General features: G+C 54.7%; 13 protein-coding genes. 11 read left to right on the top strand and 2 right to left on the bottom strand.

Translation table 11 applies throughout. The annotated features are described in order from the left end of the window. Positions 1 to 8: 8 nt before the first annotated feature. Complete coding sequence (locus tag L6H70_RS11875; RefSeq protein WP_236333007.1) at positions 9 to 659, top strand: class II aldolase/adducin family protein; 651 nt, start codon at positions 9 to 11, stop codon at positions 657 to 659. A 21-nt stretch (positions 660 to 680) separates the two neighbouring features. Beyond that, positions 681 to 1,121 (top strand): L-fucose mutarotase, encoded by a 441-nt coding sequence (fucU, locus tag L6H70_RS11870; protein ID WP_236333005.1) that lies wholly within the window; start codon positions 681 to 683, stop codon positions 1,119 to 1,121. A gap of 149 nt (positions 1,122 to 1,270) precedes the next feature. Here fucU and L6H70_RS11865 read toward each other — a convergent pair whose 3' ends face one another. Continuing rightward, positions 1,271 to 3,256, bottom strand: a complete 1,986-nt coding sequence (locus tag L6H70_RS11865) for an alpha-amylase family protein (protein WP_236333003.1) — start codon at positions 3,254 to 3,256, stop codon at positions 1,271 to 1,273. Between the two features lie 131 nt (positions 3,257 to 3,387). Here L6H70_RS11865 and L6H70_RS11860 point away from each other — a divergent pair, with 131 nt between their 5' ends. Continuing rightward, a complete protein-coding gene (locus L6H70_RS11860) occupies positions 3,388 to 4,296 on the top strand; it encodes an AraC family transcriptional regulator (protein ID WP_236333001.1) in 909 nt (302 codons plus the stop codon). On the opposite strand, the gene L6H70_RS11855 is transcribed toward L6H70_RS11860, so the two are convergent. Continuing rightward, positions 4,286 to 5,176, bottom strand: a complete 891-nt coding sequence (locus tag L6H70_RS11855; RefSeq protein WP_236332999.1) for a helix-turn-helix domain-containing protein — start codon at positions 5,174 to 5,176, stop codon at positions 4,286 to 4,288. The two genes, L6H70_RS11860 and L6H70_RS11855, sit on opposite strands and share 11 nt — an antisense overlap. 131 nt (positions 5,177 to 5,307) lie before the next feature. Here L6H70_RS11855 and L6H70_RS11850 point away from each other — a divergent pair, with 131 nt between their 5' ends. The 8 genes from L6H70_RS11850 (at position 5,308) to L6H70_RS11815 (ending at position 21,271) form a co-directional block, all read left to right on the top strand. After that, positions 5,308 to 6,030: a GDSL-type esterase/lipase family protein gene (locus L6H70_RS11850; RefSeq protein ID WP_236332997.1), complete on the top strand. Its 723-nt coding sequence runs from the start codon at positions 5,308 to 5,310 to the stop codon at positions 6,028 to 6,030. A 101-nt stretch (positions 6,031 to 6,131) separates the two neighbouring features. Then, positions 6,132 to 8,441: a helix-turn-helix domain-containing protein gene (locus L6H70_RS11845; protein WP_236332995.1), complete on the top strand. Its 2,310-nt coding sequence runs from the start codon at positions 6,132 to 6,134 to the stop codon at positions 8,439 to 8,441. 243 nt (positions 8,442 to 8,684) lie between these two features. Beyond that, a complete protein-coding gene (locus L6H70_RS11840; protein WP_236332992.1) occupies positions 8,685 to 9,671 on the top strand; it encodes an ABC transporter permease in 987 nt (328 codons plus the stop codon). Between the two features lie 15 nt (positions 9,672 to 9,686). Next, positions 9,687 to 10,571 (top strand): carbohydrate ABC transporter permease, encoded by an 885-nt coding sequence (locus L6H70_RS11835; RefSeq protein WP_236333270.1) that lies wholly within the window; start codon positions 9,687 to 9,689, stop codon positions 10,569 to 10,571. Between the two features lie 36 nt (positions 10,572 to 10,607). Further along, a complete protein-coding gene (locus tag L6H70_RS11830) occupies positions 10,608 to 12,161 on the top strand; it encodes an ABC transporter substrate-binding protein (protein WP_236332990.1) in 1,554 nt (517 codons plus the stop codon). Positions 12,162 to 12,499: 338 nt separating this feature from the next. Then, a complete protein-coding gene (locus tag L6H70_RS11825) occupies positions 12,500 to 16,282 on the top strand; it encodes an Ig-like domain-containing protein (protein ID WP_236332988.1) in 3,783 nt (1,260 codons plus the stop codon). A 203-nt stretch (positions 16,283 to 16,485) separates the two neighbouring features. Then, positions 16,486 to 17,166: a hypothetical protein gene (locus L6H70_RS11820; protein ID WP_236332986.1), complete on the top strand. Its 681-nt coding sequence runs from the start codon at positions 16,486 to 16,488 to the stop codon at positions 17,164 to 17,166. Next, positions 17,159 to 21,271, top strand: coding sequence for a glycoside hydrolase family 2 protein (locus L6H70_RS11815; protein ID WP_236332984.1), 4,113 nt, complete (start codon positions 17,159 to 17,161; stop codon positions 21,269 to 21,271). The genes L6H70_RS11820 and L6H70_RS11815 overlap by 8 nt, the downstream gene beginning before the upstream one ends. Positions 21,272 to 21,297 lie beyond the last annotated feature (26 nt).

Raw genomic sequence — 21,297 nt, 5'->3', positions numbered from 1 at the left:
AGTAACCAATGAATCATACTGAAGAGGAACTGCGGCTGCTAATTTGTGATATAGGCAGAAACCTGTTTAACAAGGATTTTATAGCCGCTAATGACGGCAATATTTCTGCTCGCCTATCGGAAACAGAGATTCTTACTTCACCGACCGGAGTAAGCAAAGGGTACTTAAAGCCGCATATGCTCGTAAAGGTTAATCTTCAGGGGGAGATTCTTGAAGCCGCGGAAGGCTACCGTCCGTCTACTGAAGTGAAAATGCACCTTAAAATTTATAACGAGCTGCCTGAGATGAAAGGTGTAGTTCATGCGCATCCTCCATATGCAACTGCATTTGCGATCAAAGGAGAAAGCCTGGACAAGATGATGATGCCAGAGTCTGTGATTGCCATGGGGGATATTCCACTGGCAGAGTATGGGACACCTTCGACAGAAGAGATTCCTGATTCGCTAATTCCTTTTCTGGGCAAGAAAACAGCAGTCCTTCTGGAGAGTCACGGTGCACTGACCTGGGGCAAGGATGTAATGAGCGCCTATCTGAACATGGAAAGGCTCGAATATACAGCTAAGCTGACGTTTATTACACGGATGATTAATGGTGAACGTGAATTGCCCCAGAACCGTATTGATGAGCTTGTTGCTTTAAGGTCATTCTATGGAATGTAGCCCGGCTCCAGGAGGAACAATATGCTGAAGAAAATACCAAAGCTCCTGTCTCCCGAACTGGTTCGTGTACTGATGGAGATGGGCCATGGGGATGAGCTTGTGCTGGCGGATGCCAATTATCCGGGGCATGCACTGCATCCAAGAGTGTTGAGATATGATGGCATCGGGATTCCACGGCTGCTTGATGCGATCCTTGAGCTGCTTCCCCTGGATCATTATGCGGAGCATCAGGCGGCGTTCATGGCTGTGGTTGAAGGAGACAAGACGGTACCGGTGATCTGGTCTACCTATGAAGACATTATCGCCAAGCATGATGAGGCGGCAACCATCGGATACGAGGAACGCTTTGCGTTTTATACCCGCTCCAGGCAGAGCTATGCCATTGTAATTACGGGTGAAGAGGCCTTATATGGGAATATAATTATCAAAAAGGGTGTTATCAAACCGGAGGACAATAACTGAGGATTATTTTGGGCAAGCAGCAGGGATGTCTAGGAAAAAGGGATTAACACGCGGATAGCGGATTAAAAAAAGGGAGGTTACAGAAGCCGGAGGCTGCTGCGACGTCCCTTTTTAAATAAAAATGTGCGGCTTACCTGAAGCATTTTTGGCTACGCCAGCTCTATCACTGCCATCTGGTGATTCTCCAGGTATGGAACCGTATAAGAGAGCTCACCCTCCTGGCCTGCCGTAAACGGCAGCTCTACCATCGACGGGGCAAGATAGACACGCTGGACGGGGGCAGCGGTCGGGAGACGCAGGCTGACGGAAATGTCCCGCAGCGGCACGATGTCTTCGATGACTTCAATGCGGCCCTTGAGTACGGGGGCGGCATAGAGCAGATGGTGCACATAGCGCCGCTCTGCCTGCTGGTACTGCAGTGTCGTTATTCCCCGGGCCGGCAGACTGGTAGTCAGGGCAGGCTGAGGAAGCAGCCGGGACAGGGCATGGAGCACCATCTCCTTCAGGATGAGATGCCCGCCATCCGCATAATCGCTGAACACCTCCCAGGCGATATAGATTCCGTCTTCACTTTCGACCATGCCTGGACCATTGTCCTCTCTGGCACCGGGTGTGTGCTGATGGGAACAAAAGGTGAAGACATCACGGTTGAAATACGGATTCTCCAAGTGGCCCAGTGAATGACCGCCGTTAAGTTCCACTAGCTGGCCCTCGCCATACATCACATAGGAGGCCGGCAGCAGGGCACCGGGCGTGAAGTGCGGACGGAAATAAGCTGGCCGGTATGGATTAACTCCCAGCCAGTTGACTCCGAGGTTCAGCGCAAAAGCATCCCCGGACGTGTTCAAGCCCGAACGCCCCGTGGCCAGCACCTTGCCGCCTCCTGCTGTAAAGGCTTCTATAGCACCGGCAAATTCCGGCCATACCGGCACCTCGTCAGGCAGAATCAGCACCTTGTAAGCTGAAAAATCGCTGGACATATCCACGATGTCGAACAGGAAGTGGCCTTCAGTCAGCATGCGCACGACACCGGCATCGGCCAGATTGCGCTGCCCCTTCAATGCGTGACCGCCGGGACAGGCTTCACGCGCCGCTTCCAGGGACAGGACCGCGATGTCGGCAACCGATTCGACTCCGCTGCACCAAGGCTCCTTCGCCTCTACCTCGGCGTAGGCAGCTCCAATCAGGGCATAGGTGGCTTCGTCCATCAGGCCTGAGGGGTGAAGCTGGTCGCCGATGGAGCATTTGGCGCCGTGGGCGAGACTGAGTGCGGCTTCGAACCGCAGTGCGTTCGGATGCTTGTAACCGCCGAATTCACCCCACGACGTATGGAATTTGCCGGTCATGCCGAGAAATTCCATGCCCAGGGGCTGGGCGTACCGTGCCGACAGCGGGAAGTGATCGTAGCCCCAGCCTCCGGTCGGAAGCGATTCCAGTTCAAGATGGCTGTTGACATGGACGAGATCACGGCGGCCCCGCTGCTGATGACCGTTGTTGTGATAGACCGGAAGACCGGGCTTCACGGCGTCGATGGTCTCCCGAACGCGGCGTGCATAGTTCAGATAAGTCGCTTCGCCCAAGGCAACTACGGATGTCTCGTCGCGGGGGTCTTGGCCGTCTGCCCGAAGTGCGGCTACACAATACTGGCAGCGGCATTTGCGGGCGCCGACGATGTCGAGAAAGATGCCGTCTGCATCGTACCTGGAGACGACCTCATGGATTTGGGCCAGCAAAATGTCCAGATAGGGCGTGCCCAGGCAAAACTCATGGTAACCCGGCGTCATAAAGTCCTTCACCCAGCGTGTCCGGTCTTCTGCATCGCGGATCAGCCACTCGGGATGGCGGCGCGCCAGCTTCTCATCAAGACCAGCCGACAAATATACCGGTGTCCGGACCCCGATCTCGTGAGCCGCCGTGATCATTTCCCCCAGCAGGTCAAAGGAGAGTTGCGGATGCATTTCATTGGCTTCACTGGGATGATAAGCCCAGCCGTGATGGCACTTGGAGAACACGGTGATTGAATCTACATGTCCGGCACGCAGCATGGCTTGAAACTGGGTTTTGGAGAATTCCTGTCCAATGCCGGGAATGGCTTCGGAAGTATGGAAGTCGAGGTGAACCTGACGAAAACGCATCGATAAACAGCCCCTTATATGGTTGGATGTAAAGCGGATTCCCAGTCAATGTACCTCTTTTCTGCCAGGGCAGCCAGTGATAATATAGACTTTGAATAGCACAAAATCGACTTTGACAGGAGAGATATACGGTGCTGTGCCTGGAATTCGCCATCCCGCCGCTGCCGCAGTTCGTCACGGTGGGACATGCCGTCTGGTCGCCGGGAGACCGGCATTTCGCCCGCACCTTCGCAGTGTACGATCTGCTGCTGGTGAAGCGGGGAACGCTCTATATGACAGAACAAGATAAGGAATACGAGGTTGGTCCGGGCAAGCTGCTGGTACTGGAGGCGGGGCAGCCACATGTCGGGCATAGGGCCTGCGCAGAGGATACGGAGATTTACTGGGTACACTTCATCCATGCGTGTAAGCCGGCTTATATCCGTCAGGAGGATATCCCCTGGCCGTCGCTGCTAGCTAAAGGAACGGTAGAGGATGAAGAGCCTTCTGGACAGCAGCGTCTGTACATGCCGAAATTCGCAGCAGTCGATGTAGAGGCACTGGAGCCGATTCTGCATGAGATGAACGAGATTCACAGCCGGCTGAACGCGGAAAATGCACTCCGGCTTCATCTGCTGCTGGCCGGGCTAATGGCTCTGCTTCAGGCGGAATGCGCGCGGACTGCTCTGCCAGAGCCTACGGTACGGCTGGCCCGGGCAGCAGCAAGCTATCTGGACATTCACTGGAGGCAGCCGTTTAATCTCGCAGGACTCGAGGAGGAGCTGCATTTCCAGGCAGATTATATAACGAGGTGCATGAAACAGCATATCGGCACAACGCCGCTGCAGTACGTGCTGCACCTGCGTCTGGAAGAAGCCAAAAAACTGCTTAGCGGTACGGTGCTGGGTATTTCCGAAATTGCCGAACGGGTAGGCATTCAAGATACCAATTACATGACGCGTCTGTTCCGTGCGAGGTTTGGCGTAACCCCCGGAGCGTACCGGCGGCGGCTGCGCCAGAAGGATGAGACAGCCGCCGGTACGGAGGCGTTCAAGGATTGACTGGGGTTGCCTGCCCGGAGTCCCGTATCCTCTCGCGGTATTCGCTTGGTGTGCAGTTAAATACTTTGCGGAACTGGCGGGAGTAATAGTTCTGGTCGTGGAAGCCGCTGTCCATGGCCACCTGGGATATGGTGAGGTCCAGGCTCCGCAGCAGCGTGCAGGAATAATCCAGGCGCTTGCGGATGACATAATCCATCGGGGTGGTCTGATAATTGCGGGTGAAGACCCTCAGGAACTGGCGGGTTGACATGTAGGCCATATCTGCCATGGACTGCAGAGTGATCGGCTGCAGAAAATGCTCTTCGATATAGGTAACCGTCTCACCGATCCGCAGCGCTTTGTTATCCTCCCGTCCGCTGCTGTTCTGATAATACCGTGACAGCATGCCAACGAGTGCGGTGAAATAGGTACGGATCATTAGCCTGTACCCTTCCTGCTGTTGTTCATGCTCTCCCAGAATACAGTCCAGCAGACGGGTAGCCTCCCGGAGCTGCACGTCGTCAAGGGTGAGCATGCCTTTGAAGTACATCTCCTTCCGGTAGAAAGGCTCGATATAGAACAGCGCCTGAAAGCCCGGCATCAGCCTAAGCTCGGACTGCTGCAGCAGCTGCTCGGGCTGGAACATCACGTTAACATATTCGATGCCGTCGACATTCTTGTAACCGTGGGAAACATTGCTATGGATTAGAAAAACCTGGCCGGCGCTAACCGGATACTCCCTCCCCTCGATAATATGTACCGCGTTTCCCGACAAAATGACGACGAGCTCGGAGAAGTCATGGCTATGGACGTAGTAATCATGGGTCAGCGGACACTTCTGGATTCTGAAGGTGAAGCCGGGTTCAAGTCCGATGTCCCGCGCAAACAGTTTGGTTGTCATGGCCATATTATGCTAAAGATGGTCGATATCGTCAAGGCGGAAAAGGGCACGCGGCGCTACCATTAATTTGCGGGTGTACCGCCCGATTTCGGCTGGGCCAGGGACCGGTGCGATCAACAGGAGGGAGAAGTATGCTAAATTTATTTACTGATAACATAACAAAAGATTCCATGAGGCCCCTCATTCTGTTTCTTGGGGACAGCATTACAGCTGACGGCCTCTATATCCGTCTGGCCGGAGAATGGCTGCGGAAGCATCGTCCGGATCTGGCCGTGGAGCTGGCTGCACGCGGTGTTCCCAGTGAGACGGCCTCGGGCCTCAGCGAAGCGGATCATCCGTTCCCGCGGCCCTGTGTGCATGAACGCCTGACAAAAGAACTTGCGGAAGCAGTCCCCGGCGTGGTTGTAGCATGCTATGGCATGAATGACGGGATCTACCATCCCTTTTCCGAAGCACGGTTCGCAGCCTATAGGGAAGGAATGCTGCGACTGAGTGCAAAGATCCGTGAGGCCGGAGCCAAGGTCGTACTGATGACTCCGCCGCCGTTTGACGCCGCATCAATGAACGGCCAGCTTCTGCCTGCGGAGGCATCCGGTTTCAGCTATCTGGCGCCCTACAGGGATTATGACCTTGTACTTGAGCGTTATGCGGAGTGGCTGTTATCAGGGATCTGCCCCGCTGACGGCATCATCGATCTGCGCACTCCGCTGCTGGAGCATATCCGGCAGGAACGCTCATTGAACGGCTCGTATCGCTATGGCGATGGTATCCATCCGGATGCATCGGGTCACGGGGTGATCGCGCAGACACTTCTGCGGGAGCTGTTTCACGCAGAGCCGGGGGACATGGCCTGACGAGGAAGACGCCCGGAGGACGTTTCAGGATAACGAGGATTGACAAGCAAAATCGCGCGGGATTATATTAAGGTCACCCTAAGAGCAGGGAGAGAGGACCCATGAATGTATTACAGACGATCCGCTCGCGCAAATATTTACAGCGGATTTTGCTCAGCTTTATGCTTGTTGTCGCCATACTGGCCATCGCTTCATTTGTTTTGAACACCAATGCCCGCGGCAAGGTGCTTAGCCTGCAAAATGAGGCTGACCGCAAGCTGCTGACCCAAATGAACTACAACATTGAGAACATGAATGGCATTGTAAAGGATTTGGCGGTTTCCCTGTACAATGACGAAGAACTGATTGCACTGAAGTCCGGTGCGGATTACAGGCAAAGCATTCTGAAGATCGAACGGCTGAACCATACGGTGGCCTCATCACCGTATCTGCACGCTGCGGTCTTTTACAACGGTGCGCAGCACCGGTTCTTCTCATCGCTGAACCATGACATTGATAACAGCCTCCTTTATAGTGCCTTAGAGGATTATATGGCCTCCCGGGCCGATTTGCCGAAGCTGCAGCTGATTCCCCTGGACCTTGACGGCAAGAACGAAGGGATCGATGTGTTTGCTTTCTTCATGTATGACGGAGATTCCCTGGGTTCAATCAATGACAATGTGCTGATTCTGACCGTAAAGCCGGGATGGATGCTAGACAATATGAAAGCGCTTAATCATGTGGCTGAGCGGGAAAATGATGTTCTTTTCGTCACCGACGGCGAGGGTGAGGTACTTATTTCGACCGACGGGCAGCTTCCGGCCGGACTTAATATTAAGCAGGATCTGCTGCCGCGGATCTCTTCCTCGAACACGCCGCTCGATTCTTTTAACTACACTTACGGAGACAGAAAGTATAAGGTCACTTATCTGAGTAAAGCCCTGAATAACTGGCAGATTGTCAGTATGCAGGATTATGATGTCGTGCTTGGCAGCGTCCGGCAGATGAAGTGGACAGAACTGGCAGTAACGCTGTCTGTAGTGCTGTTAGCTGTAATGTTGTCTGTGTTCTTTTCGCTGCGGCTCTATAAGCCGGTGGGCCAGCTGCTGACGCTGGTGCCGCAGGATGAGCGCGGCGCTCCGCAGGTGAAGGATGAGCTGTCGCTGATTACAGCCAACGTGACCGAGATGCTCGGCAAGCTAAAGGGGCTGGAACAGGAACGGGCATCGCAGTCCAATATTGCTAAGGTATATCAGCTGCGGAGCCTGATCGGGCTCAGCGGCAGCGTAGACGAGCGGGCGTTTCTGCAGATCAGGGAGCAGTACGGGATTGATATCGCTTATCCGTCCCCGCTCCGCCTGGCGCTGGTGCAGATCGATGATCTGCAGGGACTTGCCGCCGGACCGGGGCTACACATGGAATCGCTGCTCTACTTTGCCATTGGCAATATCGGCCAGGAGCTGTTGCGCCTTGACGGTTCCTGTGAAGCGGCGGATATGAAAAGCGGGCATCTTGTTTTTATCGTCGGCAGTGAAAGTGGGACACTGGAAAAGCTGGGAGAGCGCTTCAGGGAGCTTCAACAAACTATCCTTGGCTATTACCGCATTACCATTACGGTGACACTGAGCGAAATATTCACGGACTACCGCTGCATTTCGCAGCATTATAATCTGGCCGTGCGCCATTTGGGCTACCGGATGATTTTCGGCAAGGGAGCAATACTTGAACCTGATCTTCTAAGGGAGAATGAGCGGAATGAATCGCTGCGCATCCCGCAGGAGCTGGAACGCCAGCTGACGGAAGGACTTAAAGGCGGGGATCTGGCGGAGACAGAGCAGGCGATCCGCAGCTGGAGAGAGCTGATCGGAGGGTTCAGCTTCGAAAATATGTACTCTGCGGTGCTTCATCTGGCGGTTACACTAAGCAATACGCTTAGTGAAATGAACAATCACAACATCAATCCGGTGTCGGTCAACCTGCAGGCCATTAACCGGCGTATTCTTGAAAAAGAGACACTGGATGAGATTGAGGCAGTACTGCTGGAGGTTGTGCACGAGGTTGCGGAGCAGCGGCGGAGCGGGCGCGAGGATAAGAACCGGCTGCTGGCTGAAACGGTGAAGGAAATTATCGACAAGCATTACGCTGATCCAGACCTCAATGTGCAGCGGATCGCCGACATGCTGAAAATGAGCTCCGTTTATTTGGGACAGGTGTTCAAGACGCAGGAAGGAACGACCGTAGTCGATCAGATCAACGCAGCACGCCTGGCCTATGCCAGAGAGTATCTGGAGCAGAAGGACTTAACCGTGACGGAGATAATGGAAAAGGTCGGGTTTGGCAATGAGAGTTATTTCTACCGCTTGTTCAAACGCCGTTACGGGACGACGCCTAAGGAGTACCGCCTGAAATCAGCTATAGACCGCAGCAAATAAAACAGATCTTAATCCATATCTAGTCCGGGCCCGCAGATGAATGCTTTTCATTGTGCGGGCCTTTTGCTGTACTGCTGCTGCGTTCAGCCGCGCCGGAACAGGAATCCGGTAACAATACAGCCCCTCTGTACAGCAATCCTGCAATTGTACAGTACCGCCAAAGCCATATTCCACGCTATTGTTAGTCGTGCAAAGCCTGGAACACAGGCAGCCGCTAAGGAAGGAAAGGAAGGGGCTTTGGCTATGTTGAAGAATGTATCACTCTCGCAGCAAGGGGCACATGCGGGTGCACCGCCGGGAAAACGCAGTAAGACGTGGATCGGAAGAGAGCTTCACCATTTCAAGAACAACCGGGAGCTGTTCCTGCTCTCGCTGCCGGGAATACTGTACAAATTAATTTTTGCCTATATTCCAATGATTGGCCTGATTATCGCCTTTAAAAATTACCGCTACGATCTGGGCATATTCGGCAGCAAGTGGGTAGGGCTTGATAACTTCCGTTATTTGTTCACCACGGATACGGCGTGGAGAATTACCCGTAATACGGTCCTTTATAACACCGCTTACATTCTGATAGGCACCTCAGCAGCGCTGCTGCTGGCCATTCTGATGAACGAAATCAAGGCCAAGTGGAGCAAGTTCTACCAGACGGCCTTGTTCCTGCCCCATTTTTTATCGTGGGTGCTGGTGGGTTATGTGGCGTATGCCTTTTTGAACCATTCCGACGGCTTTATCAACCGCACCCTGGAGTCCTTCGGTCTCGAGCCGGTGAGCTGGTACCAGAATGCCGCACCGTGGCCGGTGATCCTCATTCTGGTTCAATTGTGGAAAGTGATCGGGTTCAACACGCTGATTTATTTTGCCGGCATTATCGGCATCAACAGCGAATATTACGAGGCGGCGCGGATTGACGGTGCGACTAAGCGGCAGATGGCGTTCAAAATTACGATTCCGCTGATGGCACCCATCATTATTATTATGCTGATCCTATCCATCGGCAACATGTTCCGCGGCGACTTCGGGCTGCATTACTTTATACCGAACAACTCAGGCTTTCTCTACGGCTCAACAGATATTATTGATACCTATGTCTACCGTGCGCTGCGTGAAGTCGGCAATGTAAGCATGTCGGCGGCTACTGGCTTTTACCAGTCGGTTGTCGGTCTGGTACTGGTGCTGTCGGCCAACGCAATTGTGCGCAAAATCAATCCCGATAACTCTTTGTGGTAAGGAGGTGCCATGGCAGTGGCCAAAAAATTCGAATTTTCCAAGCTGTTCATTAACCTGCTGTTTACGGTGCTCTCACTTGTGGTCATCCTGCCGTTTCTGCTTGTCATAGCGGTATCGCTGACGGATGAAAAGGCGCTGACCCAAAACGGCTATCAGTTTATCCCTAAGTCGTTCAGTCTGGATGCCTACCGCTATCTGCTGGATGCTCCTGACATTCTGTTCCGGGCTTACGGGGTGACCCTAACGGTGACCGTAGTTGGATCGCTGGCCGGCCTGCTGCTGACTGCGATGACCGCCTACGTCATTTCGAGACAGGATTACCGGTACAACCGGGTAACGACATTTTATGTATTTTTCACGATGCTGTTCAGCGGGGGGCTCGTTCCTTCCTATATCCTCATTACGCAATACCTGCATCTGAAAGACAGCCTGTGGGCGCTTATTCTACCGATCCTGCTATCACCGTTCAATATCATGGTCATGAAAGGGTTCATGTCCAAAATCCCGCATGAGATCATTGAATCGGCCAAAATCGACGGGGCGCGGGAATTCCGTATTTTCTTCCGGATTATCCTGCCCTTATCCACACCGGCGCTTGCTACTCTGGGTCTCCTGATTTCCTTTACGTATTGGAATGAATGGTTCAACGCCATGCTCTACATCGATGATCCCAATAAAGTGCCGCTGCAGCTGCTGCTGGTGCGGACACTCAACAGTATCGAGTTTCTCACCACGAATTCGGAGTTTACAGGACAGCTCGGTATTGATCTGGCGAGTTTCCCCAACAGTTCGGCGCGGATGGCCATTGCCGTGCTGGCGGGCGGACCGATGGTGGTTATCTTCCCGTTCTTTCAACGGTTTTTTGTCAAAGGGCTTACGGTTGGCTCCCTAAAGGGTTAACATACAATCATGTACAAAGTACAGGAGGTCACTCAAATGAAAAAAAGACTGTTTGGGGTTTTGGCGTTTGTCTTGCTCGCGGGGTCGGTTCTAGCCGGCTGCGGCGGCAACAATAACGGCAACGGTAACGGTAACGGGGCGAGCGCTACGGAAGGCAGCGCCACAGCAGGTGTGCAAAGCGCAGCACCCGATTCGGGAGATGCCGGGGAGCTGAAGCCGGTTGAACTGACCTGGTATTATCCGCTGTCGCAGCTTCAGGCCGACCAGGCCAAGGTCCAGGAGGAAGTTAACAAGATTGTGAAGGAAAAGATCAACGCTACAGTCAAGCTGATGCCTGTTGCGATCGGGGACTATGTGCAGAAGATGAACACCGTGCTTGCTGCGGGTGAGAAGTTCGACATTCTCTGGACCGGTTACATGCTGAAGCCGGAGGAGCTGGTACGCAAAGGAGCCATTCAGCCGATGGATGCTCTCCTGGATGAATACGCGCCGGAGTTGAAAGCAGATGTGCCGCAGGTGATGTGGGACGGTCTTTCCGTAGACGGTGAAATATACGGTATTCCGAACCAGCAGATCAACGGCTCCCGTTACGGATTTATCATTCAGAAGCGGTTTGCTGACAAGTACAATCTTGATACCGCTTCCATCAAAAAGATTGCTGATATTGAACCTTTCCTGGCCCAAATCAAGCAGAATGAGCCGGATATTATTCCGTTTGGCGTATTCGGCACTTCTTTTATCAATCCTCAGTCGCATGACGACAAGTACTGGGTAGTTCCGGGACTGGATGATCATTTCTACATCAAAACAGATGATCCGACTTATACGCTGTACCGCTATCCGGAAGAAGAACTGGACAATTTCCGGCTGGCCAGCAAATGGTATAAAGAAGGTTACATTTACAAGGACGCAGCTACCGAAAAGATGAACGATTATTTGGCGAAAGGCCAGATTGCTGTAGATTTCAACGTTACGCTGAAGCCGGGGGTAGAAGCGGAAGTTAAAGCGAAAAACGGCGGCAACGAGGTCATCACGGTTCCGCTCAGCGACTGGTTCTCCAACGGCTACTCGGCGACGACCAACCAGTCGATCAGCCGTACCGCTCCTAATCCGGAACGGGCCATGATGCTGCTGAATCTGGTGAATACCGACAAGGAGCTGTACAATCTGCTCTGCAATGGTATTGCCGGTGTTCACTACGAGAAGACGACAGGGGATTACATCAAGGCGCTGCCGGATTCCCGGTATCTGCCGAATATGGACTGGGTGTTTGGCAGCGTATTTAATTCGTATCTGAAGGAAGGCCAGCCGGAGAATGTCTGGGAGGAAACCAAAAAAATCAATTCCGATTCCGAGGTCAATCCTGTCGGTGCCTTCAAGTTCAATTCCGAGCCGGTGAATACAGAGATCGCCAACCTGAATGCCGTGTGGGGGGAATACAAGCGTGGTCTTGTTACCGGAACACTGGATTTTGAAGAAACCTGGCCTGTCCTGTACGGCAAGCTGAAGGAAGCGGGCGAAGAGAAATACGTGGCGGAAGTGACCAAACAATTCGAACAGTTCCTTAAAGATAAAGGCTTGAAGAAGTAAGAGATTATATAGATTGTACTTGAAATAACAAATTGGGAAAAAGTGACGGAGGGGAAGTTTGGAACTGTAGGAGCGATAGCGTCCGCCTTTGTCTGCGGATTTCCACCGCGAACAGCGGTATATAATCAAGAAATCTGCAGACAACAGCGGCCGGAAGTCCAAATATCTCTGGAGTCACGGCCAATCCAAAATAGTAAAATCACAAGTTCAAACTATATATAGATAAACTTGCACCGCTGGAGGAACTCGGAAGAACCTGCTGCTCAAAGGCGGCTGCGCTAAGGCTAACTAGCTGCGCGGCCGTCCATATTCCCACATGGAAAGGAAGAGGAGCTTTGGTGAAAAAAAGGTTGCTTGCAGCGCTTATGGCCAGTCTGCTGTTCATGATGACTCCCTGTCCACCCTTCACATCTTCTGCATCATCTGCATCTGCGGAGGAGAAGACCACTGGGAAAACGTTTTACGTAGCTAAAAATGGAAGCGATTTCAATAGTGGGACAAAGAGTGCCCCGTTTCTGACGCTTGAGAAGGCGCGTGACGCTATCCGGTCTTTGAAAGCGCAGAAAGGGTTGCCGAAAGGCGGCGTCACAGTATATTTGCGGGAAGGCAGGTATGAACGGACGGCCAGCTTCGAATTGCGGCAGCAGGATTCAGGGGAAGCGGGCAAGCCGATCACTTACACCGCTTATCCGGGTGAGTCTGTGACGTTGTCAGGTGCGGAGCAGCTTGCCAAGTCTGCGTTTGTTCCGGTTACTGACCCGGCTGTACTCAGCCGTATCATCAGTACTGAGGCGCGAACAAAGGTACTGACGGCAGATCTGGCAGCACTCGGGATCACCGATTACGGCCAGCTCAGCCGCCATGGATATTATCTGGCCAATGATTTGAGCCAGGTTCCACCGATGGAATTGTATGTGGCCGGACAGGGCATGACACTGGCCCGCTGGCCCAACGAAAGCACGGTGCAGATGGATGAAATTCTCGATCCGGGGCCGACGCGGAAGGATCCGAACGGGGAAGTGCATACGCGCGGAGGCACCTTCACCTATACGTATGACCGGCCGCAGTACTGGACGCAGGCGGACGACATCTGGCTGGACGGCATTTTTGGCTATAGCTGGGAGTGGTCTTATAACAAAATTGCCTCTATCGATACAGCCGCCAAAAGCATCACGCTCCGTTACGGGGAAATGAGCGGCCTCTTCAAAAACTGGTATCCGGATTTTCATTTTGCGCAAAATCTACTCGAGGAAATTGATATGCCCGGCGAATATTACATCGACCGCCAGGCCGGCAAGCTGTATTTCCTGCCGAACGCCGAGTTCGCGGCAGCGGACCCGGATATTGAAGTGACGATGCTGAAGACACCGATGATCAACGCGCTGGATGCATCATACATCGATTTCTCTGAGCTGGTGCTGGAGAACGGCCGCGATTCGGCAGCCGTATTCATGGGCGGAAGTCACATGCGGATCCTGAACAGCGAAATCCGTAACTTCACCAACAGCGGTGTGCTGATCAATACGCAGAGCCGGTTTTATTACAATATTTTCGACGGGGCACCGGGTACGGACCACGCCATCGTCAGCACCCACATCCATCATATCGGCGGCACTGCCGTAACGCTGGCGGGGGGCAACAAAACAACGCTGCAGCCGGGGAATAATTCCGTGGAAAATTCGCATATCCATGATTTTGCCTACTATCACAAAGCCTATAACCCCGGAGTTCTGCTGTCAGGTGTCGGCAACCGGATGTCGCATAATGAGCTGCATGATGCGCCTCATCCCGGCGTGTTGATCTTCGGCAACGACCATGTCGTGGAGTATAACGAAATCTACGATGTATGTACAACCTTCTCTGACCTTGGTGCCATCTACATGAATGCGGGTGAGCAGCCTCAGGAGCGGGGAACGGTCATCAGGCGTAACTACTTTCACAACATCGGCGAAACCAAAGCCGGAGTGGAAGGGGTATATCCCGACAATTTCACAATGGGACTTACCATAGACGAAAACATCTTTTACAAAATGGGCAATTCGGCTATTAAAAACAACGGCGGTGCACATATTCTGACCCGCAACAATATTTTTATCGACAGCAAGGTTCCCTATGACTACGCGGATATGTTTCTCGGCGACGAGCCGGATGATCAGGTGCCGCTGAATTACATGCCGAAGTGGCAGGCGCTGTTCGCGGCTAACAACAATTTCACAGGAACACCTTATATGACCAAATACCCTGAGCTGGCGAATTTCTTCACGGAGAACCGCTATTATCCCGACACCAATACGTTTCAGGGGAATGTTGTCTATAATCCGTCGCTTCCGCGCAGTGTAACGACCAATGTATATGGGGCATACGACAAATTCGGGCTGGTTCAGTATGCAGATAACTGGGTGACCACGGAGGATCCGGGCTTCACCAACCTGGCGGGTGGCGACCTGTCGCTCCGGCCGGATGCGGAAGTATTCGATGCCATACCTGGGTTCCCTGACATTCCATTCGCGGAAATCGGCCTAACCGGTAAAGCAGGCACGACGGCAGGACCAGCCAGCTACCCTATTCAAGGGGTGGTTGCTTATGACAGTGAAATTACCGTGGACCGCTGGAAAACGGTAAAGCTGCAGACGGCAGTGCTTCCGTGGAACGCAGATAATCCCGCGCTGACCTTCACCTCAGCTGATCCCGCCATCGCGGTTGTGGATGGAGCAGGTATAGTCACCGGCCAAACGGTCGGCAACACGGTTATCACCGTGGCATCGGCGGAAAACCCGCTGCTGACTGCTTCGGTTAATGTCACGGTAGAAGCAGGCGACGGCGTGATGGATTTCACGGATTTCGAATCTGGAGCAAATGGCTGGGTCCAGGACGGGAACCGCAGCATTGTGAAGCTTGACGGCAACCGCTGGTACAAGGTGTTGAATGGAGCCTCGGCGCTTAGCCCTAAAGGCTTCTCCGAATATGAGCTGAGCTTCAAGCTGAAGACCCCGGAAACGATGGGGGACAATGTGACCCTGTATATTTTTGACCGCCAGGCCGGCAGCGGCTCCAGCCGGATTGGCTACAAGACACGGGCAGACGGAACCTCGGCCTGGCTGCTCTACAATTCAGCGTGGGCCGTACTGAAAGAAGTGAAGCTCCCTCATCACGACCTGCAGCCAAATACGGAATATGCGGTCAAAATGCTCGTTAAGGGCGGTGATATCAGCGTCTATCTGGACGGAGCTTTTCGCCTGAAGGGCAATGATCCGGGACACAATGCGGAAGGTAAAGTCGGCTTCTACGTGAGCAATGTCAGCCATATGCTGTTCGATGACATTCAGTTCAAGGCACTGACTAACGGGCTTGCCGGGATCATCCCGGCAGAGAGCAGCGTGCGTCTCGCCGCCGGGGAACAGCGGCAATTGCAGCTGGCCTTCGATCCGTCGGATACACCGGATACGGGCGTTACCTGGCAGTCGGCCAACCCGGCAGTGGCCACGGTGGACAGTACGGGTGTAGTTAGCGCCGTATACGAAGGGCAGACCGTCATTTCTGCCGTGTCAACGGTAAATCCGTTAATTAAAGCTGACATTGCAATAACGGTCTCCAATATCATGCATGAGACGGACTTTGAGAACGGGGGGAACGGCTGGCCGGTAGACCCGAACCGCAGCATCGCGGCAGATCCGGACGGGAACCGCCGCTATAAGCTTCTGAACGGGGCGACTGCTTTACTCGACCGCAGCTTTACGTCTTATCAGCTGGATTTCGTGCTAAAGACACCGTCTGTGATGCCTGATAATGGCATCCTGTACATCTTCGACCGCCAGGACAGCACCGGTTCCACCCGGATCGGTTACCGTACCCGGGCAGACGGAACTTCGGCCTGGATCCTGTATAACACAGCCTGGCAAAAGCTTACCGAAACTGTCCTCCCGGGACATGACCTGCAGCCGGACACGGAGTATGCGGTAAAGGTAACGGCCAAGAATGGCGATATCTCCGTATTTGTGGACGGTTCACCAAGGCTGTCCGGCAGCGATCCGGGCCACCGACCTTCCGGTAAAGTCGGCTTCTACACCAGCGGCTTCGCCTATATGCTGTTCGATGACATTACTTTCACGGTCATGCCTTAAATCTTCGTGAGCGCTCTTCCTGCGGGGAGGGCGCTTTTGCGGTTTACGGCGTGGGGATGCCCCGAAAGAAGTTAAGGAATAGCCTGGCAAAAATGAGTTGCAGGCGCATGTCGTTATCATGCTAAACAAGGTCACCATCGTCAAGGCAGGGGCAGATTGTATGCGGTAACATGAGAGTAAACCACACAATAAGGAGGTGCGGCATGAAGCGCTGTTTATACAGGGCAGAGTGGCCGGAAGGCCGGAAAGCGGCTGCTTTTTTCCGGAGCCGGGAGATCTCAGTTCCGCTCACTGAAGCCATGGAGCGGCTGAATGTAGACCATTTGAGCCTGTTTGCCTGCAGCGGCCAGCTGTTTCTTTATTATGAATGTGCGGAATCACCGGTTCCGCCGGAAACTTTACTGCCTGGAGCCTCGGAGCAGCTTACGGTTTGGCCCGGAGGGGAAAGGGGACGCCGCTGGGCGCCGCTGACAGATATTTTTCATTATCAGCATCCTGTTTCTGCGCAGCACTGGGAGCGCCGCAGTCCTGAAGGCAAACCTTACGGACGGCTTGCGATCCTGAAGCCGGAAGAGGCTGCCAGCTACGTTTACTACCACTATCAATACCAGGAGGAACGGCCCGGGGACGGCGATAAATACGGCATCATCGGCCTGCATGAGAATGTGCTGTTTTTTTATGCGGAGCAGCCGGCTACCCGGGAGCCTGCCCCCTATGAAGGAAAACTAAAGACATCACTGCGTCCGGACAACTGGGCTGAAGTGATGGAGCCGCATTTTATCAAATGGGAGGGAGCGCCTGCGGGCCAGGAGTTGTGGCAACCGCTTATGCTGGTTCTTGAAGTCCGCTCCTTTGCCGGAAAGCTGGGAACAAGAGATGCGTAATTTGTTATGTCTAAACGGGGAATGGGATTTCATGCCCCTGTATGATCAGCCAGAGTGCCGGAGGCTACCCGAAAGAATAATATATGAAGCCCGCAAGGTACAGGTCCCCTCCAGCTGGAGGAGAACCTATCCGCTGCCGAATGGCAAAAGCTTCGGCAAAATCCCCGAGTATGCGTATGCTCCGTTTGACCTGCACGGTTATCCGCAGGAGTGGGATGCCGCTGAAGCGGGTGTTCTGCACCGGAGCTTCCGTGTCCCGGAGAGTATGGCCGGGCAGCGGATTGTGCTGCGGCTGGACGGTATTATGCAGAAGGCCGTCATTTATGTGGACCGGCAGGAGGTTGGCGTCTGGGAGGACGGGTATCTGCCGCTAAGACTCGACATTACATCCATAGTCAAGCAGGGGCAGGAGCATCAGCTCCACGTGATTTGCGGAGGATTTGACACTGTAGTCCTTCCGGACGGCATGTCCAAAATCACCGGGCTGATGGGCTCCTGGTATGGCAGAATCAGCCGGGGGATCTGGCAGGACGTGTATCTGGAGGGTTACCCCCTGCTGGCGCTGGAGGACGTAACGATCCGGACCTCCGTCAGGGAAGGGCGGATCGGGGTACAGGCGGTTGCTGCCGGGACAGACACAGTAGCAGTCCGCGGCCCGCTTACGGTAAAGCTGAGCATATGGGAAAAAGGCGTGCTTGAGCAGTCTGTGGAGGGGCCAGGGGCGGAACATCATAGAGTAGATGCTGAATCCAGTCCGGTACTGTCTGCGGAGTGCGCAGCCGAACACCTCGATGCTTCTGCAGCGGAGAAGCTTAGACTGTGTGAGAACACCAAGGGCGGGGAAGTATACGGGGCTTCCTTCCATTTGGATTGGAGCAGCGCCAGGCTGTGGAGCCCGGATGAACCGTTTCTGTACAGTGCGGTGCTGGAGCTGCTGGAAGACGGGGAGGTTATCGACCGGCGTGCTGTAGTATTCGGCTTCCGCGAATTCTGGTGTGATGGCCCGCAGTTCATATTGAACGGCATCCCGGTTAATCTGCGCGGTGACTCCTGGCATTTTCAGGGCGGACTGCAGATGACGGAGGCCTACATCCGCAACTGGTACCGCATCTGCCGCGCGGTTGGTATCAACAGTATCCGGCTGCATGCCGAGCCCTACCCTGCCGATTATCTGCGCATCGCTGATGAAGAAGGTATGCTCCTAATCGATGAAACAGCGATTTACGGCTCAGGCAAATCGATGTCGGCCGACCATCCCGCTTATGTGGAGAACTGCCGGCAGCATGTGCGGCGGCTGGTGCAGCGCGACAAAAACCATCCGTCTGTCATTCTCTGGAGCCTGCAGAACGAAATGCGCTGGGTGGACGGACGGGACGGCTTCAAAGTGCATATGCCCGGCCTGATGGCCGAGATCCGCAGGCTTGATCCTACCCGCGCGATTATTGCCGAAGGGGACAACCGTCTGCTGCCGAAGGAACATACCGAAGTGGAAAGCCGCCATTATAATATCGACGGTACGATCAGCCAGTGGGACCGTACGGTTCCGCTGACGTTCGGGGAACACGGCGGCTGGTGGTATATTTGTCCGCAGAACAGTAGCATGTACACCGGGCTGCAGGTTTACCGCGGTACGGATGAAAGCACAGCAGGGCTGGCGCTGAAGGAGCGGCTGTTTGTGGAACACGCCAGGCGGCAGGGGGTATCCGGCATTTCCACCTTTAATTTCGCCCATTATTTCATGCAGGCGATGCCGGAGCGGGACATTGTCCTGCCGCCTTTGGACACGGACACCGCCGGAGTGAAGCCGAGGGTCATTCCGTCTTATTCGCTGTCGATCAACAACGGAATGCTGCCGGAGGAGTATCCGCTGTACTCCCCTAATCCGGCCTTTGCCATAATGGCAGAGGCGTTCAAGCCGGCAACGATCATCGCTGCCGAATACAACAGCTGCTTCTATGACGATAAGCCGGTTGCCCGCAGTTTCGACGTATATAACGACACGCTGTCTGTGCAGCAAGTCAGGGCAGAATTCGTTATCCGGCAGGGCGGAAAGACCGTGCACAGGCAAAGCTTCGAATTCATTCAACCTCCTGCCAAGCATCAGATTATTCAACTGGAATGGATGCCGGCCTCCGCGGCTGACAGCGGGCAGGCGGTGCTGACAGCGCAGCTATTCCACAGCGGGCGGCAGGTGCATGAGCTGCGCCTGGACTACAGGCTTATACCGGCAAGTCTGCTGAACCGGCCAGTGAACGTACAGCAGCGGTCGGCCTATTGGGGAGCTGACCGCGATTTCGTACTGATCCGCCGGCTTGTTCCAGGCTGTGAAAGGATAGACCGTACCCGGATAGCTGAACTGGCAACCGATGTTCTGCTCATTGTCGGCAGCCGGGCGGAGGATGGTGACGGCACACTGGAGGCGCTGCTGAAGGCATTTGTGGCGCGGGGGGGCCGGCTGCTGCTGCTGGAGCAGAACCAGCTGTCGCTGGGCAAGCTGACGCTCTCGCGGCGGCCCTTCCTCCGCGCCCATGCCGGCAGCTACCGGCATCCGGTACTGGAGGGGCTTGGCGACAGGGACCTGATGTTCTGGCAGGAGAAGCTGCATGAAGAGGGGCCGGAGCCGATCATCCATGCCGCTTTCGAGAAGCCGGCGGCAGGTGATTTCAACCTGCTGCTGGAGTGCAGCTCCGGCGATTTCGGAGACGGCGGCGATCTGTGGTCTCCGCTGCTGGAGTACCGCAGCGGAGAGGGCATGTTCCTGGCCAATCAGCTGGAGCTGATGGCCAGTCTGGAGCAGGTTCCGCAGGCCTGCCTGCTGCTGCGGAACCTGCTGGCCTACGCCGGCGGTGCGGAGCACGCCGGGGCTAAGGCCCGGCCCGCGGCAGCGCTGGTGCGCCGCGGCGGGCAGGCCGCAGCTTTCCTTGCGGAGCTGCGGCTGCGGTACACGGCGCTGGATCCAGCAGCGCCGGATTTGACCAGCGCGCCGGGCATTGCCGCGCGCGCCGGGCTGCAGGACTTCGGCCTGATCGTGGCCGAAGCCTGCATGCTGGAGACGCCGGGAGCCGCGAAGGCGCTCCGGCGTCATGCCGAAGCCGGCGGGCAGGTGCTGCTCCTGCCGGCGGAGGAACGCCAGCAGGCGGCGCTTGCCCGCCTGCTGGACCGTCCCGTGCGCGTGGTACCGCACGAGACGTATCACTTGGCGGCGGACTATGACCACGCCGCCGTGCAGGGCTTCAGCCCTGTCGACCTGTTCGGGTTCGACAAGGTGTTTCTGTCGCCGCGGGAGGTTAAGAACCACGTGCTGGCAGCGGACAGCTTGGAGATCCAAGGCGCAGATGTGCTCTGTACGAGTATTGAAGGGACGGCCTGGAAGGATTATTTCGTCCATGGCTACACGGCAGAATACAGCCGTCTGGCACTGGTGGAGCTGAACCGCAGAAACGCCCGCCCCTCTGGAGTCTTTCTGGCCGAAGCGAAGACCGGCGCAGGTTCGGTGTTCTGCTCCCAGCTGTTAACAGACCCGGAGAGTGAGAAGGCGCTTCGCCTGTATACCCGCTTGCTGGCCAATCTGGGTGCGTCGTTTGATGACGGTCTATTGGACAGCGAGAAAGGGGACGGGGAGTGGGCCGTAGAAACGATGATGGCGCTGCCTTGTCCGTCCCATGTCGATTATGGTGAGATGAAGGCTTATTATACCGATCCGGCATTTTCTTTGAATAATCTGGGGGAAGGCCTGTACGGCTGGATGCAGAAGAAAGAGCGGCGTTCCGGCGAGGGGACATTACGTATTGCGGATGCAGGCTGTGTCCCCTGGTTTCTGAGCTGCTTCGTCCAGGCTCCGGATGAAGAGGGGGCTGCCGGGCAGCTTCACCGGGGGCGCCTGCGCATCAGCACAGAAGTTGCCTATGAGATTTATCTGAACGGTGCCCTTGTGGCAGAACCGGAACGGGAGCTTACCCTGCAGACCGGTCTCAACCGGCTGATTGCCATTGTACACGGAACAGGCGGAGACCTGACGTTCGGACTGACCTTTCTGAACGAAGACGGTACCTATATGAAGGGTCTGGAATACCGTCTAACCCTGGATGAGGTCGAGCCGAAATAAGCCTTTACCATCTTACAAAGGAGCTG

The sequence above is a fragment of the Paenibacillus auburnensis genome (assembly GCF_927798115.1).
In the GTDB taxonomy this organism is placed as follows: domain Bacteria; phylum Bacillota; class Bacilli; order Paenibacillales; family Paenibacillaceae; genus Paenibacillus_AQ; species Paenibacillus_AQ auburnensis.
The sequence above is the reverse complement of the archived record's forward strand: the minus strand, read 5'-3'. Positions and strand labels throughout refer to the sequence as shown.

Coding starts and splice junctions, on each gene's coding strand:
- L6H70_RS11875 (WP_236333007.1), top strand. CDS start 9: ATGAATCATACTGAAGAGGAACTGCGGCTGCTAATTTGTGATATAGGC.
- fucU (WP_236333005.1), top strand. CDS start 681: ATGCTGAAGAAAATACCAAAGCTCCTGTCTCCCGAACTGGTTCGTGTA.
- L6H70_RS11865 (WP_236333003.1), bottom strand. CDS start 3,256: ATGCGTTTTCGTCAGGTTCACCTCGACTTCCATACTTCCGAAGCCATT.
- L6H70_RS11855 (WP_236332999.1), bottom strand. CDS start 5,176: ATGACAACCAAACTGTTTGCGCGGGACATCGGACTTGAACCCGGCTTC.
- L6H70_RS11850 (WP_236332997.1), top strand. CDS start 5,308: ATGCTAAATTTATTTACTGATAACATAACAAAAGATTCCATGAGGCCC.
- L6H70_RS11845 (WP_236332995.1), top strand. CDS start 6,132: ATGAATGTATTACAGACGATCCGCTCGCGCAAATATTTACAGCGGATT.
- L6H70_RS11840 (WP_236332992.1), top strand. CDS start 8,685: ATGTTGAAGAATGTATCACTCTCGCAGCAAGGGGCACATGCGGGTGCA.
- L6H70_RS11830 (WP_236332990.1), top strand. CDS start 10,608: ATGAAAAAAAGACTGTTTGGGGTTTTGGCGTTTGTCTTGCTCGCGGGG.
- L6H70_RS11820 (WP_236332986.1), top strand. CDS start 16,486: ATGAAGCGCTGTTTATACAGGGCAGAGTGGCCGGAAGGCCGGAAAGCG.
- L6H70_RS11815 (WP_236332984.1), top strand. CDS start 17,159: ATGCGTAATTTGTTATGTCTAAACGGGGAATGGGATTTCATGCCCCTG.